The sequence below is a fragment of the Pseudoalteromonas sp. G4 genome (assembly GCF_028875915.1).
Classification (GTDB): domain Bacteria; phylum Pseudomonadota; class Gammaproteobacteria; order Enterobacterales; family Alteromonadaceae; genus Pseudoalteromonas.
Map to the genome: position 1 here is coordinate 35,242 of NZ_JAPEHW010000008.1, position 16,346 is coordinate 51,587.

The window sequence follows — 16,346 nt, forward strand, 5'->3', positions numbered from 1 at the left end:
TTGGGTTTAATTTTTGCTTTTTGTCGCCATAATTTCCGGACTATTAGCGATAATTTCTAAGTGTGAATCTTTATTTTGATACATTTCTACCAGTTGCTTCGCCCTTCTTGCAAGTTCTTCTTTTAAAAAGGCAGGCTCCTCAACAACTATCGAGTCGCTAAACATGCCCAAAAAATTTGCAAAGAAAAATAGGTCTGCTCCCTCAAAATTAAAGTGTTTTGGAAATGTTATCTGTGATTCTAATACCCAGCAATTTTGATGCGATGTGGGCGAAAACCTAGTGCTATCGCCCAAGTGAATTGATTCGAAGTAATGCTTAACCCATGTATGACAAATTGCCTTAAAGTAATGCTTTTCTTGATAATCACCATCGTCAACACTTTGAAATGTTATCTTGGACTTTTTGATATTAGTCAAACGCCTTATTTCAAAGAATTTTAACGCACCAGCATTATGCTCATAAGCCAATACCGTTATTTGATTGTTCAGTAAAACAATGCGTTGTGGTGAAAGTAGTAATTTGCCGTCACCGTTATCAAACTTTGAGTGAATTGATGTATAGCTTGCTGTAAAACAGGACTCTTCAAACGTAAATGCAAAAATACTTTGCCACTTTTCTAACTCATTGGCTGTGAAACTTTCTTGATTTAACTTGCTAAAAGAATCATAGCCCATTGGGTTAAAATCTAATTTGTTTAGGTACTTGTTTGACTTAGTTTTGCTGATTACTTCATTCGCTTTTATAAAGTCTGTCGTAAGACTTTTATAGATATGTGGTGGAATTAATGTAGATAAATATTCTTCAATAAATTGAAAGGCAAAAGCTCTTGCTTCAGACATGCTAAATGCTTCAATAGCATCCGTTTTACTTTCAATTGATGACCAATAATATTGACGTGGCGACTTACCTTCACCTAAAACTTGTAAACCACTTTTATCATCCGACAAATAGCTCGTGATTATACGATAAATATCTTTTTTAAAAGCTTCTGAAGATTGCCGAGGACGTTGGTAATGGGATAAGTGCTCTTTAATTAATGTGCTTAGTTTAATTTTTTGATTTTTACCTACACCAATCGCATTTAGCAATGTGGCTGTTAAATCTGTTTTTTCTGATAAAACTCGACGTTTTTCACTTTTACTGATTTGTATCATCTAAGTATCAAGTAATGGGACTAATTAAGTCCTACTTTAAGTTTAATATGCTTCCTCGTCAATCATGGAGGTTTTATAATGTTATCAACCGAACTATATGAAATACTGTCGCTTTTCACTAATGATATGTGTTATGAAGATGCATCTATCGCAGTTGAAATCAGTGAACTTCTAACAAATATAAATAAACCCAATCCTCAACTAACCGAGAAACAGTGGTATGTACTTTCCCATTTGCTTGTTGCAGTAATTGAATTATTACAAAAAAGCAGTCTATTAACTGAAAACTCTGAACAACTGACATTCATAGAAAATACTTTGCTTGATGCTCAGAGGTTATCTCAGTTAATTGCTCTCAATACTTCACCTGATCATTAAAGAGCTGTTTTAAATTATAAGTGGCGACAGATTAGGCTTTAAAAGGGTTAGCATCAATTCAAACTTTCATAGTCAGCTTTAATTAATGACCAAATCAGACAATTCACTAAATTAAATACAAAAAGTAAGACTTAGAACGTCCTAGGAAAATTTATATTTTCACTTTCAATTAAATAGGAGTTGATAATGAGTTACTTACCCAAAACACAATTACCAAACATTGAAGATTTAAATAAACCTCGCCCAAATTTAGAGGATCTACTTGCATCAAGGCCAGAGCAGTATCGTGTGCGAAAAGATTACTGGTTTGATGCCTTGATGTGCGTTTTATTTACTTACGCAACTATACTCGTCGGTGTAATGTATTTTAACAAGGTATTGAACTTAGAACTTTTTGTTCTAACAATTCTCATTTCCTACCCATCATTGTATTTATTCTTCTTTCTTAGAACAGAGCGAAGAGATTACGAATTAAAAGTGAAATGGGTCACCATCATGTACATGCCTGATAAAATGAAAAAAGAATATTTAATGATGTTAAGAGCGCGCAAAGAAGGTATTTTCAGTGGCGTTTTTCGCATCGTAATTTGCATAATCGCATCACCTATTGTCATCATTGTATTTAATAAATTACTTTCAAATAATAAACATTAAAGGAGCTACTGCTCCTTTACATCTACAGTTTCAAAATTATTGTATTTTGCTTTAAGCACTGCATTTCGAATCGATACAATAAATAATTATATGCCTGACAAGGGCTACCAAAAGCTTCTAATGTTAACTTTTCATCTGTTTTAGTATTTTCAATTAAAGCTGATATCGAAAACTGTTGAAAATAGTTAAATGCTAACTCTGTATTTCCACCTGTTTCAAAGCTGATAATTTGCATCCTTAAATTACCATTTTGACTATACAAAACGCCCGTCAATGCCAAAATTGCTAATGGGCTTCCATTCATTTCACTTGGCACTCCTATTAAGAATGCCTCTTCCAAAAGTTGTTCTTTTATCAATAGCATGGCAAATTAACCTCACAGTAAATAGGATTATTTTACAGCCTTTTAGGACAAATAACGTCCACTTTAAAGCTATCATAATAACTTATCACTCTTGGAGGCTATAAAATGAACAGATACCTGACAAAATCACGATTCAAATTAGCAACAGAATGCCCCACAAAGCTTTTTTATACAGGAAAAATTCAATATCCTGATACTAAGCTTGATGATGCGTTTTTAACGGCTTTAGCTGATGGCGGTTTCCAGGTAGGTGAACTTGCTAAACAGTATTTCCCTCAAGGCCACGAAATAACAACGCTTGATTATGAAGAAGCAATTTCACAAACCAATAAGTTATTAAACCAAGAAGAAGTAGTGATATTCGAACCTGCAATTCGCTTTGGAAACCTATTTATTCGCGTAGATATATTAGTTAAAAATGGTAACTTTTTGGAGCTAATTGAGGTTAAAGCTAAATCTTACTCAAAGCATGAAGACAAAAACTTCTTAAATAAGTCAGGTAAGCTTGAATCAAGCTGGAAACCCTATATTTTCGATGTTGCATTTCAAAAGCATGTTCTACAAAGCGCATTTCCAGATGCACAGATTTCAAGTTATCTAATGCTTGTTGATAAAGATTCACAATGTGCAACTTCTGGGCTAAATCAAAAGTTCAAACTGATAAAAAATGAAAACAATAGACGGGAAGTTGTGACGGACGAACTTTCAGAGAGAGATTTAAAAGCCAAAATCCTAAAACAGGTGAATGTAGACCACGCTGTTAATCTTGCATACGAAAATGAACTAAAAACGGGTTATCCAGCTAACAGTTTTAAAGAAAACATCATCGAATTTGCCAATTACTACCAACAGGACGAAAAAATAGCACCTGTTATTGGCGCTAAATGTAAAAAGTGTGAATTTAAAACCAACAATGAAAACGAAAGCCAAAAATCTGGGTTTAAAGAATGCTGGAAACAACAATTAAACTGGCAAGAAAAAGATTTTTCAGACCCAACAGTACTCGATATAGCCAATTTTAAGAGTGCCGACAAATGCATTCAAAATGGCAAAATTAAATTAAAAGATATAGAGAAGGAAGATATCAACTATAAAGAGTCAGGTGAGTCTGCTCTCAGTCAAAAAGAAAGGCAATGGCTTCAAATAGAGAAAGTACAAAATCAAGACCAAAATATTTTTTTTGATAGTGATGGTCTGAAAAAGGAAATGGAAAAGTGGACATACCCACTGCATTTTATTGATTTTGAAACAAGTGCTGTTGCCATACCATTTTACCAAGGGATGCATCCTTATGAGGGAATTGCATTTCAGTTTTCACATCACATTTTGCATGAAAACGGAAAAGTTGAGCATGCCGGTCAATTTTTATGTACCGAGCAAGGTGAATTTCCAAACTTTAACTTCGTGAGAGAGTTAAAGGCACAATTGGAACAAGATAATGGCACTATTTTTCGCTATTCCAATCATGAAAACACCTATTTAAACATGGTTCTTCAACAACTTAAATGTTCAAATGAAACAGATAGCGCCGAGCTATGTGAGTTTATTAAATCAATCACTAAATCAACAGCTAAAAGCAATGAACATTGGATTGGAAAGCGTTGTATGGTAGACCAATTAGAGTTAGTTAAAAAATACCACTATGATCCCGTTACAAATGGTTCAAACTCTTTAAAGGCTGTTTTACCTGCAATTTTAAACAGCTCCAATTATTTAAAAGAAAAATATAGTAAACCTATTTATGGTACAGAAGAGATCCATAGCCATAATTTTGTCAAAAAAACTTGGATTCAATTTGATGATGCTGGCAAGGTTAATGACCCTTACAAAACACTTCCAAAGCTATTCGATGACATCACAGATCACGATGTTGAGCTGCTATCAGAAACAGATGAATTAAATAATGGCGGATTAGCACTTACCGCTTATGCCAAAATGCAATTTACTGAAATGTCTGATTATGAACGAAACCAATTGCAAAAAGCTCTGCTGATGTATTGTGAATTAGATACGTTTGCAATGGTAATGCTTCAAGAAGCATGGCAAGTTATGTTGAAGCAAAAGTAGGACATTAAGCGTCCTTTCCAAATATATTATTAGCCCAACTAAAACTCGTAGAGACTCTAAAAATGGAACAAATAGTTACACATAAAAAACTTGGATTAACTAACTTGCAAACACAAGTTGACGAATGGATTAAAAATGTTGGGGTAAGGTACTTTGACGAAATGACAAATCTTGCCAATTTAATGGAAGAAGTTGGTGAAGTAGCCCGCTTAATGTCTCGTACCCATGGAGAGCAAAGTTTTAAGAAGGGCAAAGAACCAAGTGATATAAAAGCTGAAATCGCCGATGAACTTTCAGATGTACTATTTATTGTGACTTGTTTGGCAAATCAAATGGAAATTGATTTAGAGTTTGCTATGAACAAAAACCTCGATAAAAAAACAGGTCGAGATAAAGAAAGACATATTAATAATCACAAGCTAACCAACGAATCAAATTAGTGAGGTGCCAAATGAAATACATCGATAATCTTATCAAGGATTGTGAAGAAGCTAAATTAGCAAAGCCTATTCAAGAATTTAATATAGAACATGTAGAAGAGTTGCCACTATTACCTAAAATTAAACAAGCAATCTATGTGATAAAAGAGATCGATGGTGATCCGAACTCCACATTTGAACAGTTTCGTGATTTCAAAGTACAAAAATCACGAAAATGCGCAAAGTTAAATAAGCCAAACTCTGTATTATATGTTGGTTCATCAACTACAAGTTTAGTAAGTAGATTAAAACAGCATTTTGGATATGGGAATAAAGCTACTTACTCTCTTCACTTATCACATTGGTTTAAAGGCAAGGTGAAAGTGTCTATCTACCAATATGACTTACCAGCCAGAGTATTACAAATTGTCGAAGACAACTTGTCTGATGAACTAAAACCTGCATTCGGCAAACTTGGTGGTAATAATAAATAATTCAAAGGATGATAAAGTGGAAGATTCTATCTATTGGCAATATCGGGTAGTTCTTCCACTGCAAATCAAAATTAATGAACTATTCTTTATTCTAGTGTTTTATTATATAAGTCAAAATGTTAAAACTATAATCTAATAAATGCTGTTTTCGTACTACAATTTTCAAAAGGGAGTTTGAGTGAAGCTATACGCGTTAATACTAGGCTTATTCATTTTTAATCAACCTCTTTTAGCGAACAATGAATTAAAAATTCGCCTTGCAAAAGACACCTTCTATGAAGAATTCAACGCTGATGTGCCAGTTAGTGGAAGAGTGATTACTGGCGTATTAGCACAGTCAAATAAAGACTTAACTCAATTAAATATCATGTTGCCATCTGTAGAGTCTGATTCGATCTGCTTAAAAGCACAATCCATTGATGGCACTTACTATTCATCAAACGAATACAAGCTTCTCACTAAAAACATCGAAGGCCCTGTTTATCCAGACTATCCAACCAAATATAAAGACCAATTATCAAAGCTTGACCGAAACAATCTTGCACTCCTAGCATTTCCTGGTGATTGTTCAAACAATAAACCTGACACCATATTCTTGAGTGCTGTTGGCGAAGTCAGCAAAGCTCAAACCATCAGTATTTTAGTTAACTCTGGTAGAAGCAATGTTTTTATCAATCTAAAAAACAATTTGGCAAAGCATAAAACTCAAAAGTGTCAGCGCATTGAGCAAGGTAAAAGAACCGCATACGACACCATATGTAATTTAAATTTAGATTCATTATCTGTAGGCAAGAATAGTATCGCGATTTTACGGAGAAAGTCAGGTAGATCACTTCCTTCTGTAAAGCTAAATTTGATGTATAGAGATGTATGAATAAGTTAAGTTCTCAATTTAAATTTGTTGCCATATTAAGCGCTATAAAGTCAGGAAGCGTTAAGTTTGGCAGCCTTATTTTTATTTTATTTTTAGCTGTTGCTGTGGTTATTACACTGTTTGTGGAACGAGAAAACGTGTATACCATTACAGGCCAAACAGAAACACTGTCAGTTACTTTAACAAATACTCCATTAAACCAGTGGGATCTCAGTTTAGCCACCCTATTAGATGATATTTCTGCCAGTAACGAGAAGTTAGAGCCTTTACCTGGCAGCACATACTTCTCACCATCAAACAATACAACAGCTTCAATTCAAGTAACTCCTGAAGGCAAGTATCTAATAATACTGAACAATAGTGGCTCAGTAGGCCAACTCGAGACCTCAAAAAATACCATTAACTTACCGGACTACGTTGAAATTGTGCTGCCCACTAAAAATACAAAAGTAATTCCTTTTGAAGGTACGATTAGAATAGGTGAAGACGTAGGTAATGGTGTTGATACAATTTTATTAGGCGGCAATGTTAAAATTGTTGAAAAACAATTATTCAGGAATAATCGATACGTTGCTGGAGAATATGAGTTTGATACTGGTGATAGACTTGAGCTATATGAAGATAAAGCTCATACCACTCTATCTAAAGTTAAAGGTTTTATACAGATAGGTTATAGCAAAAACATTAGTTTTACAGTTCATGGTGAAGGTAAGTCACTCAATGTAAGTCGATTAGGTACTGAAGGCTACCAAATTAAACCTTCTTTTTGGTCGCGAATCACAAAAGACCCTGTTATAGCAGCACTATCTACCTTGTTTGCAACACTTTTTTTACTTATGGAATTTGTAGATTTATTCTATAAACACCTAACAAAACACCGAAATACAGATGAAAAAAACAATAAATAATTTCCTCAGCCTTTGCCTTGTTTCAACTACATTTTTATCTAATGCGTCGACATTAACGCAAGTACACGTAGATGCTGGTGAAATTGGTCAAGGCTTTTTAGTAAGTCGTTTAAATAACTGTTATTTAATCACACCAAAACATGTATTAGGTGAAGATTTTTTTGCAACAATATTAACAGGTACATCGAAGCGCTCACTCGGGGAGGCAGAAAAAGTACAAACCTTTGGTTATGATTTATCTATCTCATTAGTTTCTGGTGCAGCTGCAACTGAATGTAATACAGACATCAATAGTTTTAAACCAATTAATAATGTCTTGAAAAATACAACAAACGTTAGTATTTCAACAATTAATTCAGATGGTTCAAAGTCATTCATCCCTGCTTCATTAATAGATTTAGACTTAATTAATTTTAAAGTAAAGAGCAATGCAGGTGAGCCTCTTTACAAAGGTTTGAGTGGCAGTACTATTTTTTCGCAAGGTACTCCCATTGGTATACTTCAATCTGTAGACAGTCAAAGTGGTGAAGGTAAAGCACTTCGAATGGACAGAGCAATTGAAACAATAAACCCATTTTTCACAAGCTCATCATTTTCAGGCCTCTCCTCGCAAGAGAAAGGTAAAATAGATAAAGTAAACAACCTAAATAAAATTGAGTATAAGATTACCGAGTGGTCACACTCTGCAATTGGCTCTGACTTTAGAATTAATCATATAAATGACAATAACCTCTCAAGTCAATGGGTGGTTAATCCAAATAACAATGCAATTGAGCTAACGTTAGACTTTAATGGTGAACTTAAAGTGATAAATTCAGTTTCGTTTAACGGCAATATCACAGACAAATCAAGTATGCCAAAAAATATTCAAATACTGTCTACCCGCCGTGCTTCAGGTAAGCGTGGCTGGGCTAGTATATTCTCTGGCACATGGATAAATAATGATGAGCAATTTGAGGCGAAGTTATCCCCAGTCAAAGCAAAACGAATTAAAATCATTTTTGCCTCTAACTGGGGAAATAAAGAACGTTTAACGTTAAGTGAAATTTCTGTATTTTAGTTAAATTATATTGGCTTTTGCGGGAAACAAGTGACCATCACATGTAATAGTACCCGCTAATTCAGACTCTTCATTTAAAACAAGAGTACCACCACAGTAACTTGTAGCAAATGTCAATGATAAACCCGATAAGTTGCCTGCTTTTTTATAACCTGGGTTGCGCGTGCTTGCCGTTGTAAATTTTCCATTTTTTTCATCATAGTCTTTAAATTGCAATGAGAGTATTCCACCATAATATGCAAAAGTTTTTTGAATCTTTTCAGATGCATTTTCAGGTAGGGTTAGTGTTAACGCTAATAGATCCGTTTCATTAAGCTTGTTTCTCAGAGTCACAGCACGAAAAGTGTCATCTGCACTATTAAAACCTGTTGTATAGGCTAGCTCGCGCATTGCTGTATCATTTGATTTCAACATTACATCCAATGCAGCCAAACGTACATTTTGGTCTGGGTCATTTAGCAGCGTTTTAACTTCAGAAATTGCACCTGCGCGTTTTTTGATCTGTTCAACCAAAGATTCAGCCATTACATTCCCAGAGAAAGCGATTGCTATAGACGCTATTACTGCCAGTTTTTTTATTTTCATGAAAATCCCTTTTGAGATATTTATTATTAAAAAAGTAACGTTTCTAATTAAACGATAAACGAAATTTATTACAAATCAATAGCTTCATTGAAATTGTTGTGTGTTACTTAATAAATTATGCTAAATATGAGAGGCTTTATTTGATTAGTTATTATAAATTGATAAACCTTTGACTTACTTTTTAAACTTAACTGAATTTTTTATCTTTAAAATGGTTACAAGCAAAATAAACATTCAAACACACTTCTGCGGTATCGAACTATCGCCGCCATCAAAAGAAGAAAGAGAAGAGCTTGAACAACGCGTAACAAATGCCAGAAAAGAAAGAAAAGCCGAATATGATGGCAACTGTATCCCAAACTCTGTTTTTATTTTAAGAAAAAAAGCGAGCCATTTGGCTCGCTCTAGTTAAGTATTTTCAATTTGTTCACACCAAACTTGAATTGCTACTTCAAAATAATCTTTAGGTGGCAACATGAAAATGCTTTTAAATTCATCCGAAAATAACTCACAGAATTCAGCAATTTCTTCAATATAAGTTAATAGCAATAACAACATGTCAGTGCCTTCAAGATAACGTTCTTCAAAATGAAGATCGGTCTCATCAAATATAGCTTTTGAAATCGATATACCAAGTACCTTGCCCACCTCATCTCGGTGTAAATAGATATATCGAGTAAACCCCAGTTCTATTTCACCATCTGTGTCATTAACAACGTCTGCCAATAGTAATATTGTACTTTTGTCATGTGATGCCCACTTTGATTTAGAAATACGCTTATATTTACGGATATATTGATTTTGGCTCATTTGAAAGTTCCTACTTTTATGTCTTTTAAATTAAGTAGGAACACGTTGGGGGAGTTATTAAGTTAGTCGTAAAAATCTAACTAATAATCTTGCTATACTTGACCTGTTTAATCTCAAGTTGTTAATATCAAATCAAAAACTATACATAAACCTTTTAAAACAGAAGGTTAATGAGATTGGAATCTATTATTCTTAATCTGATTAAGCTCCAACAATAAGCGAAAATAATAAATTCTGCTTGAGCAATTACTAGAGCTGCGGATCGACATTGATTCAGGAAATTTTAGTGAGACAAAATGACATCCTGTATGGAAGAAAATAAACCATTAGCGGTGTTAATCGCCACAAGCCCAAGATTCAATTGCTTAATAGAAACATCTCTTCCTTCTATTGTTGCACAAACAAAAAAACCAGATGTCGTTGTAATAGTCAGTGATAAAAAGCCACTTTCAAAATCCGAAACGATTCGATTAAGAGATACTTTAGGAAAAATACAGCTTGTAGTTTTAGAAAATAAATATCTCAAAGGGGCCGCAGGTAGTTGGAATACAGGCATCGATTATCTAACAATTAATTTCCCCAAAAGCTTTGTAGCTATAATAGATGATGATGACTTTTGGGATACCCACCATTTAACTAAGTGTATTGCAAATAGTAGCAATGCAGAAGTCGTTATATCTGGAATAAATATTGTAGAGAGTCATAAGGTTATAGCTACTAATATACCTTCAACGCTAAATTGCGATGATTTTTTAATTGGAAATCCTGGGTGGCAAGGTTCAAATACATTTATTAGTTTAGAATTACTTAACCATGCAGGTAAATTTACAAACGGACTCATAAGCTGTAACGATCGTGATTTAGCAATACGCGTGCTCGATCTTTCTCCCTCTATCGCATTTACTCACCAAGCAACTGTATATTGGACAATTAACAACCGAGATGACGCTTTATCAGCAAAGCGCTCTCCTCAAAAATTATCTGGAGTATGTGATTTTTACATAAAATACAATAATCGTATGAGTCATAGGCAAAAGGATATGTTTTTCAATCGCATCGAGCATTTATTTGAATGGAAACGTGATGAGATTCAAGCTGAAATAGGGAATAAATTAATTGAACACAGATCAAAACCTCAAAAACACCTTAACAACTAGGAATATAAAAACAATAAAATTATGTTCAGCGCCTTACGACACTGCACCTGTATTAGTGGCAATTAATCACCGAAATCAGTCACAGAATTTAGTTCAAGCACTAACAAGTATAGAAGAACAAAGTTTATTCCATGAAAAAAGAGTCCAAGTTGTTATCCTTGATGACCACTCAAATGAGGAAAATATCAAGCGTTTAGTCAAGATTGCTGACAAATCATATATTACATTAATAAGAGCTAATTGTGGGAGCGCCTCACAAGCTCGTAATACAATTTTAGATTGGGCCGATACTCAAAATTTTGTCCAATGGATTGCAAGACTCGACGCGGATGATCAGCTTGCAATGTTTTCAAGTTTACAAGAAGTAATCAATATAGGAGAGCAACAAGGAAAGAGTATTGTTTTAGCTGGCAATCAACTGAGTAGAAAAGGCAGAATAGACCCAAATATCAACTATCCACTACAAAACTGGATAAACGAACCAGCAACATTAGTAGAATTTATTGACCGATTTTGTCACGGTCAAGAGAAACACGAATTACCGTCATGTAATCTAATCCTAGCTAACAAAATCGGCGTCCGTTATCCAAATATAAAAAGTGCAGAGGACCATTGGTTAGTAGCAATGTTATTGCTTCTTAGGCCTAACGAAGTCGCATTAGCCGAAAACTCTCTCTATTGCACATACAATATCAATGGTAATACAACACAAGAAAATAAAACCAATAACAGCTGGGTTGAAACACGCCATAAGCTTGCTTATGTTGTAAAAAAACTATTCGCATTACGAACACAGGGGTTAACCCTTCTTGGCTTTGGAATGGAAGGAGTGGTTTATGAATTTAATAACAAAGCTATCAAAGAGTTTCACCCTTGGGGAATAAAATCTGAAGACGTTATTCGCCTTCAGACACTCACGCAAAACTTTTCATTACCTATAGTACAAGGGGATTTTATACAGGAAAATGAATTATGGCTGTTTAAGTCTCAAATAATAAAATATATCCCTGTATCTAATTCAATTCCATATCAAAAAATAGTTAAGTTCCTTAGAGCTTGTTACTTGGGGGGTATCGCACCAACCAATATCAAACGAGACAATCTAATGTATCACCCTAATGGTGATTTGCACTATGTAGACATTGGAAAAGACTTGAAGCCGTTAAATGCATCTTACTTTATAGATCTATCCGCACGCCTCTATGCGATTGGTGTATTAGAATACAGTGACTTCGAACTAGCAAGACGCAAATCTATTCTCCCACAAGAAAAGACATTAGAGGGTTTAGACGGGTTTAAAAAATTTTATGCAACATTAATTACACAATTACACCAAACTAATACTGAACTAGAGCGAGTAAAACCAACAATAACTCAACACAAGAATACTACGCTATTAATTAAAGCATGCGCACAAGATGCTAATGGGTTTTATGAACAAATATGCCATATAGTCACGCAATTAGAGTTTCCTAGAAGGTTTGCAAAGAAGCTATTGCTCATAGACCTATTTGAGGGTCCTTTTTTAAGGCAATACGACGAACCAAATTTAGACTCACTTTTAGAGCAAGCATTAAAACTTGTACAAGATGGAGTCATTAACAACTTTGTATCGGCACCTAATTCTACAGAAAGCATTAAAAACACCTACAAAACTTGGTTTAACAACACAAAAATAATAGACACGCATACAAGTAAAAATGCACCACTATATAATCAAATCTGGGCGTTTGACCAAATAGAAACAAGATATGTACTGCAGTGCGATTGTGACGTATTGATCGGGAGAAAAAACTGGCACCATGACTTTGTGGCCGACATGCTTGCAGAATTACAAAAGCCAGACGTGCAAAGTGTTGGATTCAACATACCTAAATATTCATCAAAATTCTTACCTTATTTTGGTGAGCCAGGGCAATTCGCTCCAGAAGTACGATTTGGCATGATTGATTTAGTAAAATTTAAGCAAGCTTTACCAATTGTTAATCCAGTGAGCAATGGTAATTTTCAATTAACCTGGCACAGAGCTATGCAGCGACATGAAAAAAACAGTGGTGAACTTCGCTCAGTAAGAGGCGGTAACCCAAGTACTTTTTATGTGCACCCATGTAATATAGATAAGGAGCGATTACAATCGGGAGTTATTCGCGATTTAATTGCTCAGGGTAAAGTTCCTGCGGAACAACAAGAGTCTTTCGACTTGGTAGGTGATGCTAAATGGAATTATGAGTATCGTAATGAAGAAATTATTTTCTTACTAAAAGGAAGAAATACTTCTTACCAGAAGCTTATGCGTTGTGTGAATTCATTAAATTCTCAAGAGGACCAAAAATTTGGTGTAATAATTATTGATGACGGAAGCAGTATTACCCACTCCTGGGCATATCCAAAACTATTTCAATCGTTAAAAAATAAAACGACGATGATTCGGCATATAGAGCATAAAGGTCGAATGCCAAATTTTATTCAAGCAATATACGAAGTCTGCGTTGCTCCCAGTTCAATGATCGTAGTGCTTGACCAAGATGACTTTTTAATGTCAAGGAAAGTAGTCTGTACGCTCAAGCAAGCTTTGAAGAAAGGACATGATGTAGTACAAATGCCAATGTTCAGACCAAATAAACCTCTAAAACAGTATCAACCGGATTATCGGCAAAGTCGAAATAAATATGGTGCTAATGTATGGGCACACTTGCGGGCATTTACAAAAGCATGCTTCATGAAAATCCCCAATTCCCAATTTAAAAAAGCAGATGGTCAATGGTTTGATTGTGTGACCGATTTTGCGACTATGCTGCCATTGTGCGAAGTTGCAGCTAGCCCTATTTATATTGATATTGGTTATGCCTATTGGCATGAGCGCGAAGATTATCCCACTGAATACAAACAATATCAGAAAAGTCTTTTAGCCGACCTACTCAGCAGAAAAGCGCTCTCTTCGCATAACAATATGCCTGAGCTTGAGCCAATAAAGTCCTGATCTGGTCTATTTTAATCGAGTATTCACTATCGTATAGCCACCAGTTTTTGGTAAGCCGACTGGATCGAGAAAGCATGAAAACGTTGTCACATGCGATTATGTCAGCAATGTTGGCATGCTTTATTGACTCAATCCATATTTCTAAAGGAAGTTTGCAAAGCCAATTTATGCAATCTCGCGCCTGTGTTTTTTTAAGGCTAGACAACTCTATAAGTTCGCGTAAGCAATTTCTTTTGTATTTAACAGGTAAAACAGGATCTCTATGTAATACCAATTCTAATTGTGGCCAGTCAAGTTCGTTCAATAGCTTAAAAGCGTACCGACGTTCTGCTAGCCAATTATGATAACTCGCGGCCAATGGCATGTTGTTCTCTAAATCCACAGGGCGTGCTAGCGATGGTAATAAGTCCATCCGCTGGACAGCTATTTTTTTTTGAAGCTTCACCCCTGTAGTGAGAACCACAAGACCCAAAGAAGGCCAACAGCCGATCTCATCTTGCAAAAAATTTGCAGTATCAATGAAATGTGGCAGGAGCTGTTCACTATATTGATCGCCCTGGACACCAATTCTTTTGGACTGCCCTCTTTCTTTGTAATTATGGACAACCATATTAAAGGGACGACGTAATAATTGGTTAAAGCCAATTGTATAGCTCGCTTGTAGCAAATCAGAACTTAATATTGGCCCATTGCCAACAACAGACCAGTCAATTGAATTAGGCATGTTATGTGTCTTTTTGTTCTTGGTGTTTTCTAGTTCGCCACGCTTTATAAATCGCGAGCCAAGAACGAGAAGTTTTTTGTTCCAAAAGAGCAGGTCTGAGCTTTTCAGGGACGTAGTGACCATCTTTAAATCGGCCGCAAAGTTGGCAGTTGCGAGCTAATAAATCACGCATCTCGTCGAAATCATGGGGTAAATGGTCACGCCCGCAGCCACCTTCCGTTACACGATCAATACCTCCAGCCACCGCACAGGGAAAATAACCTAAAGGTGTGAGACCAATACCACAGCTATGCATGATGTCACAGCCATGACGAAAGTCGCTAAATTTATGAAGGTAATCGTCTTTCGGTGCTAGATTGAAAGGGCCAAACATAGGTTGTGTGTTACCGGCTTTTTCTGAGTTTTCTAATTCAATACCATCGGGTATTTGTGCGAGCGCTCGCTTGACTTTAGGGCCAAACCCATTGCTAACAACCTCAATGACATCTGCATAACCTTGTTCTTTGAGCTTCAAAAGTACTTGTATAATGTCTAGGAACTCAGGATGCAATGTAGGCTCCCCTCCTAAAATACGAATTCGCCTCCAATGTCTTTTCCCATCAATGGTTTCTGTTACAAATTTTCGAATATCAGCTAATGAAATATGTGAAGCTTCAGGGGCTTGTGCCGAAGAACGATTACAATTATTGCACCTTAAATTGCATAAATAGGTAATATCAATTTCAATGAGATCCTTCGAGGGTTTATACTGAAAACCTAGAAATGAAGTCCAAATCGATTGCACTCTAAACCAGCGATAAAAAGCTTTAATCTTGAAATACAAACTTACAAAGGTGATGAATCGCTTAGGGTAGTCTTTAGGATAGTAAAACCCTCCTTGTTTTTGTTTTCCTAACATAAAAATCCTCTAACTATACAATAGGTTAATATACTAACATATATGACAATACAGCTTTTAAGGAAAGAAGATGGATTATCTTCTCAACTAAAGTTTAAAAGTTTAACTTATTAAAGAACTATTCAATTCTTACTCTGAAAATCTTAAAGAGATTATTTCGGCCCTACAAGTGGATAGTCAAATAGTATGGGCTTTTTAAGTTGATAACATTTCCCAACATAAAAAAGCCCATTCAAAGGTAGTTAGTCGTAAAAATCTAAAATGAGCTGGTCATCAAAATAATCATTTTCACGGTCTACAACTAAATTTGGCGTAGTTCTTAGCTCATCAAAAATTGTCAGATAACTTATAAACAAGCGTTTACACAACTCATATTCAAAATCATCATGTTGGCTGTAATGTGGATCTAGAGTTCGCTTCCAAATGTCCTCATACGTAAGTTCACTGACCCCTGCGTTTAATTCACAAAGTGCATTCTCTGCAAGGTAAATTGCTGAGCCTAAATCATCATTTGCTTTTAATAAATCAACGGTCGAAATTCGTTTCATATTCTTTATTCCTTTTTTTATTAGTTCAAATCTAACTAGGAACAGACCATGAAAATTATTGTTGAAGATCTAAGGAGTCTAGTTTTACTGAGCAAGTATGAGCGAGTGGGGAGTACATATTTTTCTGTGGGGAATTGTAGGAGAATTATGGGGAATATATTTCAATGATATAAACCATTGATTATATTAAATAAAAAACCTCTCGATTTCCAAGGGTATTCTACCCATGCATACGACGAGTACTTTATATTCTTTACTTTCCTTGCTCATA

At 35.1% G+C, this 16,346-nt stretch carries 18 protein-coding genes; 11 read left to right on the forward strand and 7 right to left on the reverse strand.

Annotated features, from left to right (window positions below; all coding sequences use genetic code 11):
• Positions 1-6: 6 nt before the first annotated feature.
• Positions 7-1,155 (reverse strand): WYL domain-containing protein, encoded by a 1,149-nt coding sequence (locus tag ON073_RS05015; protein ID WP_274760766.1) that lies wholly within the window; start codon positions 1,153-1,155, stop codon positions 7-9.
• A gap of 78 nt (positions 1,156-1,233) precedes the next feature.
• Between ON073_RS05015 and ON073_RS05020 the strand changes: the two genes are divergently transcribed.
• Positions 1,234-1,533 carry a hypothetical protein gene (locus ON073_RS05020; RefSeq protein WP_274760767.1) on the forward strand — a complete coding sequence of 100 codons (300 nt, stop codon included), beginning with the start codon at positions 1,234-1,236 and terminating at the stop codon, positions 1,531-1,533.
• 186 nt (positions 1,534-1,719) lie between these two features.
• A complete protein-coding gene (locus ON073_RS05025; RefSeq protein WP_274760768.1) occupies positions 1,720-2,187 on the forward strand; it encodes a hypothetical protein in 468 nt (155 codons plus the stop codon).
• Positions 2,188-2,209: 22 nt separating this feature from the next.
• On the opposite strand, the gene ON073_RS05030 is transcribed toward ON073_RS05025, so the two are convergent.
• Positions 2,210-2,545, reverse strand: a complete 336-nt coding sequence (locus ON073_RS05030) for a hypothetical protein (RefSeq protein ID WP_274760769.1) — start codon at positions 2,543-2,545, stop codon at positions 2,210-2,212.
• A 111-nt stretch (positions 2,546-2,656) separates the two neighbouring features.
• Between ON073_RS05030 and ON073_RS05035 the strand changes: the two genes are divergently transcribed.
• The 6 genes from ON073_RS05035 to ON073_RS05060 all read left to right on the forward strand — a co-directional run bounded on the left by ON073_RS05035 (position 2,657) and on the right by ON073_RS05060 (position 8,373).
• Entirely contained in the window at positions 2,657-4,618 is a 1,962-nt protein-coding gene (locus ON073_RS05035; protein ID WP_274760770.1) for a DUF2779 domain-containing protein, read from the forward strand.
• 62 nt (positions 4,619-4,680) lie between these two features.
• A complete protein-coding gene (locus tag ON073_RS05040) occupies positions 4,681-5,058 on the forward strand; it encodes a nucleotide pyrophosphohydrolase (RefSeq protein WP_274760771.1) in 378 nt (125 codons plus the stop codon).
• 11 nt (positions 5,059-5,069) lie between these two features.
• A complete protein-coding gene (locus ON073_RS05045) occupies positions 5,070-5,531 on the forward strand; it encodes a GIY-YIG nuclease family protein (RefSeq protein ID WP_274760772.1) in 462 nt (153 codons plus the stop codon).
• A 178-nt stretch (positions 5,532-5,709) separates the two neighbouring features.
• On the forward strand, positions 5,710-6,405 hold the full coding sequence (locus tag ON073_RS05050) for a hypothetical protein (RefSeq protein ID WP_274760773.1): 696 nt from the start codon (positions 5,710-5,712) through the stop codon (positions 6,403-6,405).
• Positions 6,402-7,313 carry a hypothetical protein gene (locus ON073_RS05055; protein WP_274760774.1) on the forward strand — a complete coding sequence of 304 codons (912 nt, stop codon included), beginning with the start codon at positions 6,402-6,404 and terminating at the stop codon, positions 7,311-7,313. The genes ON073_RS05050 and ON073_RS05055 overlap by 4 nt, the downstream gene beginning before the upstream one ends.
• Positions 7,294-8,373 carry a hypothetical protein gene (locus ON073_RS05060; protein ID WP_274760775.1) on the forward strand — a complete coding sequence of 360 codons (1,080 nt, stop codon included), beginning with the start codon at positions 7,294-7,296 and terminating at the stop codon, positions 8,371-8,373. The genes ON073_RS05055 and ON073_RS05060 overlap by 20 nt, the downstream gene beginning before the upstream one ends.
• Here ON073_RS05060 and ON073_RS05065 read toward each other — a convergent pair whose 3' ends face one another.
• Entirely contained in the window at positions 8,374-8,958 is a 585-nt protein-coding gene (locus ON073_RS05065; protein ID WP_274760776.1) for a hypothetical protein, read from the reverse strand. It lies immediately after the preceding gene.
• 169 nt (positions 8,959-9,127) lie between these two features.
• On the opposite strand from ON073_RS05065, the gene ON073_RS05070 reads away from it, so the two are divergent.
• Positions 9,128-9,370, forward strand: a complete 243-nt coding sequence (locus ON073_RS05070; RefSeq protein WP_274760777.1) for a hypothetical protein — start codon at positions 9,128-9,130, stop codon at positions 9,368-9,370.
• Here the strand turns inward: ON073_RS05070 and ON073_RS05075 are convergent.
• Positions 9,367-9,768: a hypothetical protein gene (locus ON073_RS05075; RefSeq protein WP_274760778.1), complete on the reverse strand. Its 402-nt coding sequence runs from the start codon at positions 9,766-9,768 to the stop codon at positions 9,367-9,369. The two genes, ON073_RS05070 and ON073_RS05075, sit on opposite strands and share 4 nt — an antisense overlap.
• A gap of 308 nt (positions 9,769-10,076) precedes the next feature.
• Here ON073_RS05075 and ON073_RS05080 point away from each other — a divergent pair, with 308 nt between their 5' ends.
• The gene (locus ON073_RS05080; RefSeq protein WP_274760779.1) at positions 10,077-10,925 is read left to right on the forward strand and encodes a glycosyltransferase family A protein; all 849 of its coding nucleotides are present in this window, start codon (positions 10,077-10,079) and stop codon (positions 10,923-10,925) included.
• Positions 10,885-13,905, forward strand: a complete 3,021-nt coding sequence (locus ON073_RS05085) for a glycosyltransferase family 2 protein (RefSeq protein WP_274760780.1) — start codon at positions 10,885-10,887, stop codon at positions 13,903-13,905. Before ON073_RS05080 ends, ON073_RS05085 begins: the two co-directional genes overlap by 41 nt.
• On the opposite strand, the gene ON073_RS05090 is transcribed toward ON073_RS05085, so the two are convergent.
• The 3 genes from ON073_RS05090 to ON073_RS05100 all read right to left on the reverse strand — a co-directional run bounded on the left by ON073_RS05090 (position 13,844) and on the right by ON073_RS05100 (position 16,075).
• A complete protein-coding gene (locus ON073_RS05090) occupies positions 13,844-14,629 on the reverse strand; it encodes a hypothetical protein (RefSeq protein ID WP_274760781.1) in 786 nt (261 codons plus the stop codon). The two genes, ON073_RS05085 and ON073_RS05090, sit on opposite strands and share 62 nt — an antisense overlap.
• 1 nt (position 14,630) lies before the next feature.
• On the reverse strand, positions 14,631-15,527 hold the full coding sequence (locus ON073_RS05095; RefSeq protein ID WP_274760782.1) for a radical SAM protein: 897 nt from the start codon (positions 15,525-15,527) through the stop codon (positions 14,631-14,633).
• A gap of 242 nt (positions 15,528-15,769) precedes the next feature.
• Positions 15,770-16,075, reverse strand: coding sequence for a hypothetical protein (locus ON073_RS05100; RefSeq protein ID WP_274760783.1), 306 nt, complete (start codon positions 16,073-16,075; stop codon positions 15,770-15,772).
• Positions 16,076-16,346: the final 271 nt, after the last annotated feature.

What these genes read in the sequence shown, in the direction of transcription:
- ON073_RS05015 (WP_274760766.1), bottom strand. Translation starts at nt 1,155, where the DNA reads ATGATACAAATCAGTAAAAGTGAAAAACGTCGAGTTTTATCAGAAAAA.
- ON073_RS05020 (WP_274760767.1), top strand. Translation starts at nt 1,234, where the DNA reads ATGTTATCAACCGAACTATATGAAATACTGTCGCTTTTCACTAATGAT.
- ON073_RS05025 (WP_274760768.1), top strand. Translation starts at nt 1,720, where the DNA reads ATGAGTTACTTACCCAAAACACAATTACCAAACATTGAAGATTTAAAT.
- ON073_RS05035 (WP_274760770.1), top strand. Translation starts at nt 2,657, where the DNA reads ATGAACAGATACCTGACAAAATCACGATTCAAATTAGCAACAGAATGC.
- ON073_RS05040 (WP_274760771.1), top strand. Translation starts at nt 4,681, where the DNA reads ATGGAACAAATAGTTACACATAAAAAACTTGGATTAACTAACTTGCAA.
- ON073_RS05045 (WP_274760772.1), top strand. Translation starts at nt 5,070, where the DNA reads ATGAAATACATCGATAATCTTATCAAGGATTGTGAAGAAGCTAAATTA.
- ON073_RS05055 (WP_274760774.1), top strand. Translation starts at nt 6,402, where the DNA reads ATGAATAAGTTAAGTTCTCAATTTAAATTTGTTGCCATATTAAGCGCT.
- ON073_RS05060 (WP_274760775.1), top strand. Translation starts at nt 7,294, where the DNA reads ATGAAAAAAACAATAAATAATTTCCTCAGCCTTTGCCTTGTTTCAACT.
- ON073_RS05065 (WP_274760776.1), bottom strand. Translation starts at nt 8,958, where the DNA reads ATGAAAATAAAAAAACTGGCAGTAATAGCGTCTATAGCAATCGCTTTC.
- ON073_RS05075 (WP_274760778.1), bottom strand. Translation starts at nt 9,768, where the DNA reads ATGAGCCAAAATCAATATATCCGTAAATATAAGCGTATTTCTAAATCA.
- ON073_RS05080 (WP_274760779.1), top strand. Translation starts at nt 10,077, where the DNA reads ATGGAAGAAAATAAACCATTAGCGGTGTTAATCGCCACAAGCCCAAGA.
- ON073_RS05090 (WP_274760781.1), bottom strand. Translation starts at nt 14,629, where the DNA reads ATGCCTAATTCAATTGACTGGTCTGTTGTTGGCAATGGGCCAATATTA.
- ON073_RS05095 (WP_274760782.1), bottom strand. Translation starts at nt 15,527, where the DNA reads ATGTTAGGAAAACAAAAACAAGGAGGGTTTTACTATCCTAAAGACTAC.
- ON073_RS05100 (WP_274760783.1), bottom strand. Translation starts at nt 16,075, where the DNA reads ATGAAACGAATTTCGACCGTTGATTTATTAAAAGCAAATGATGATTTA.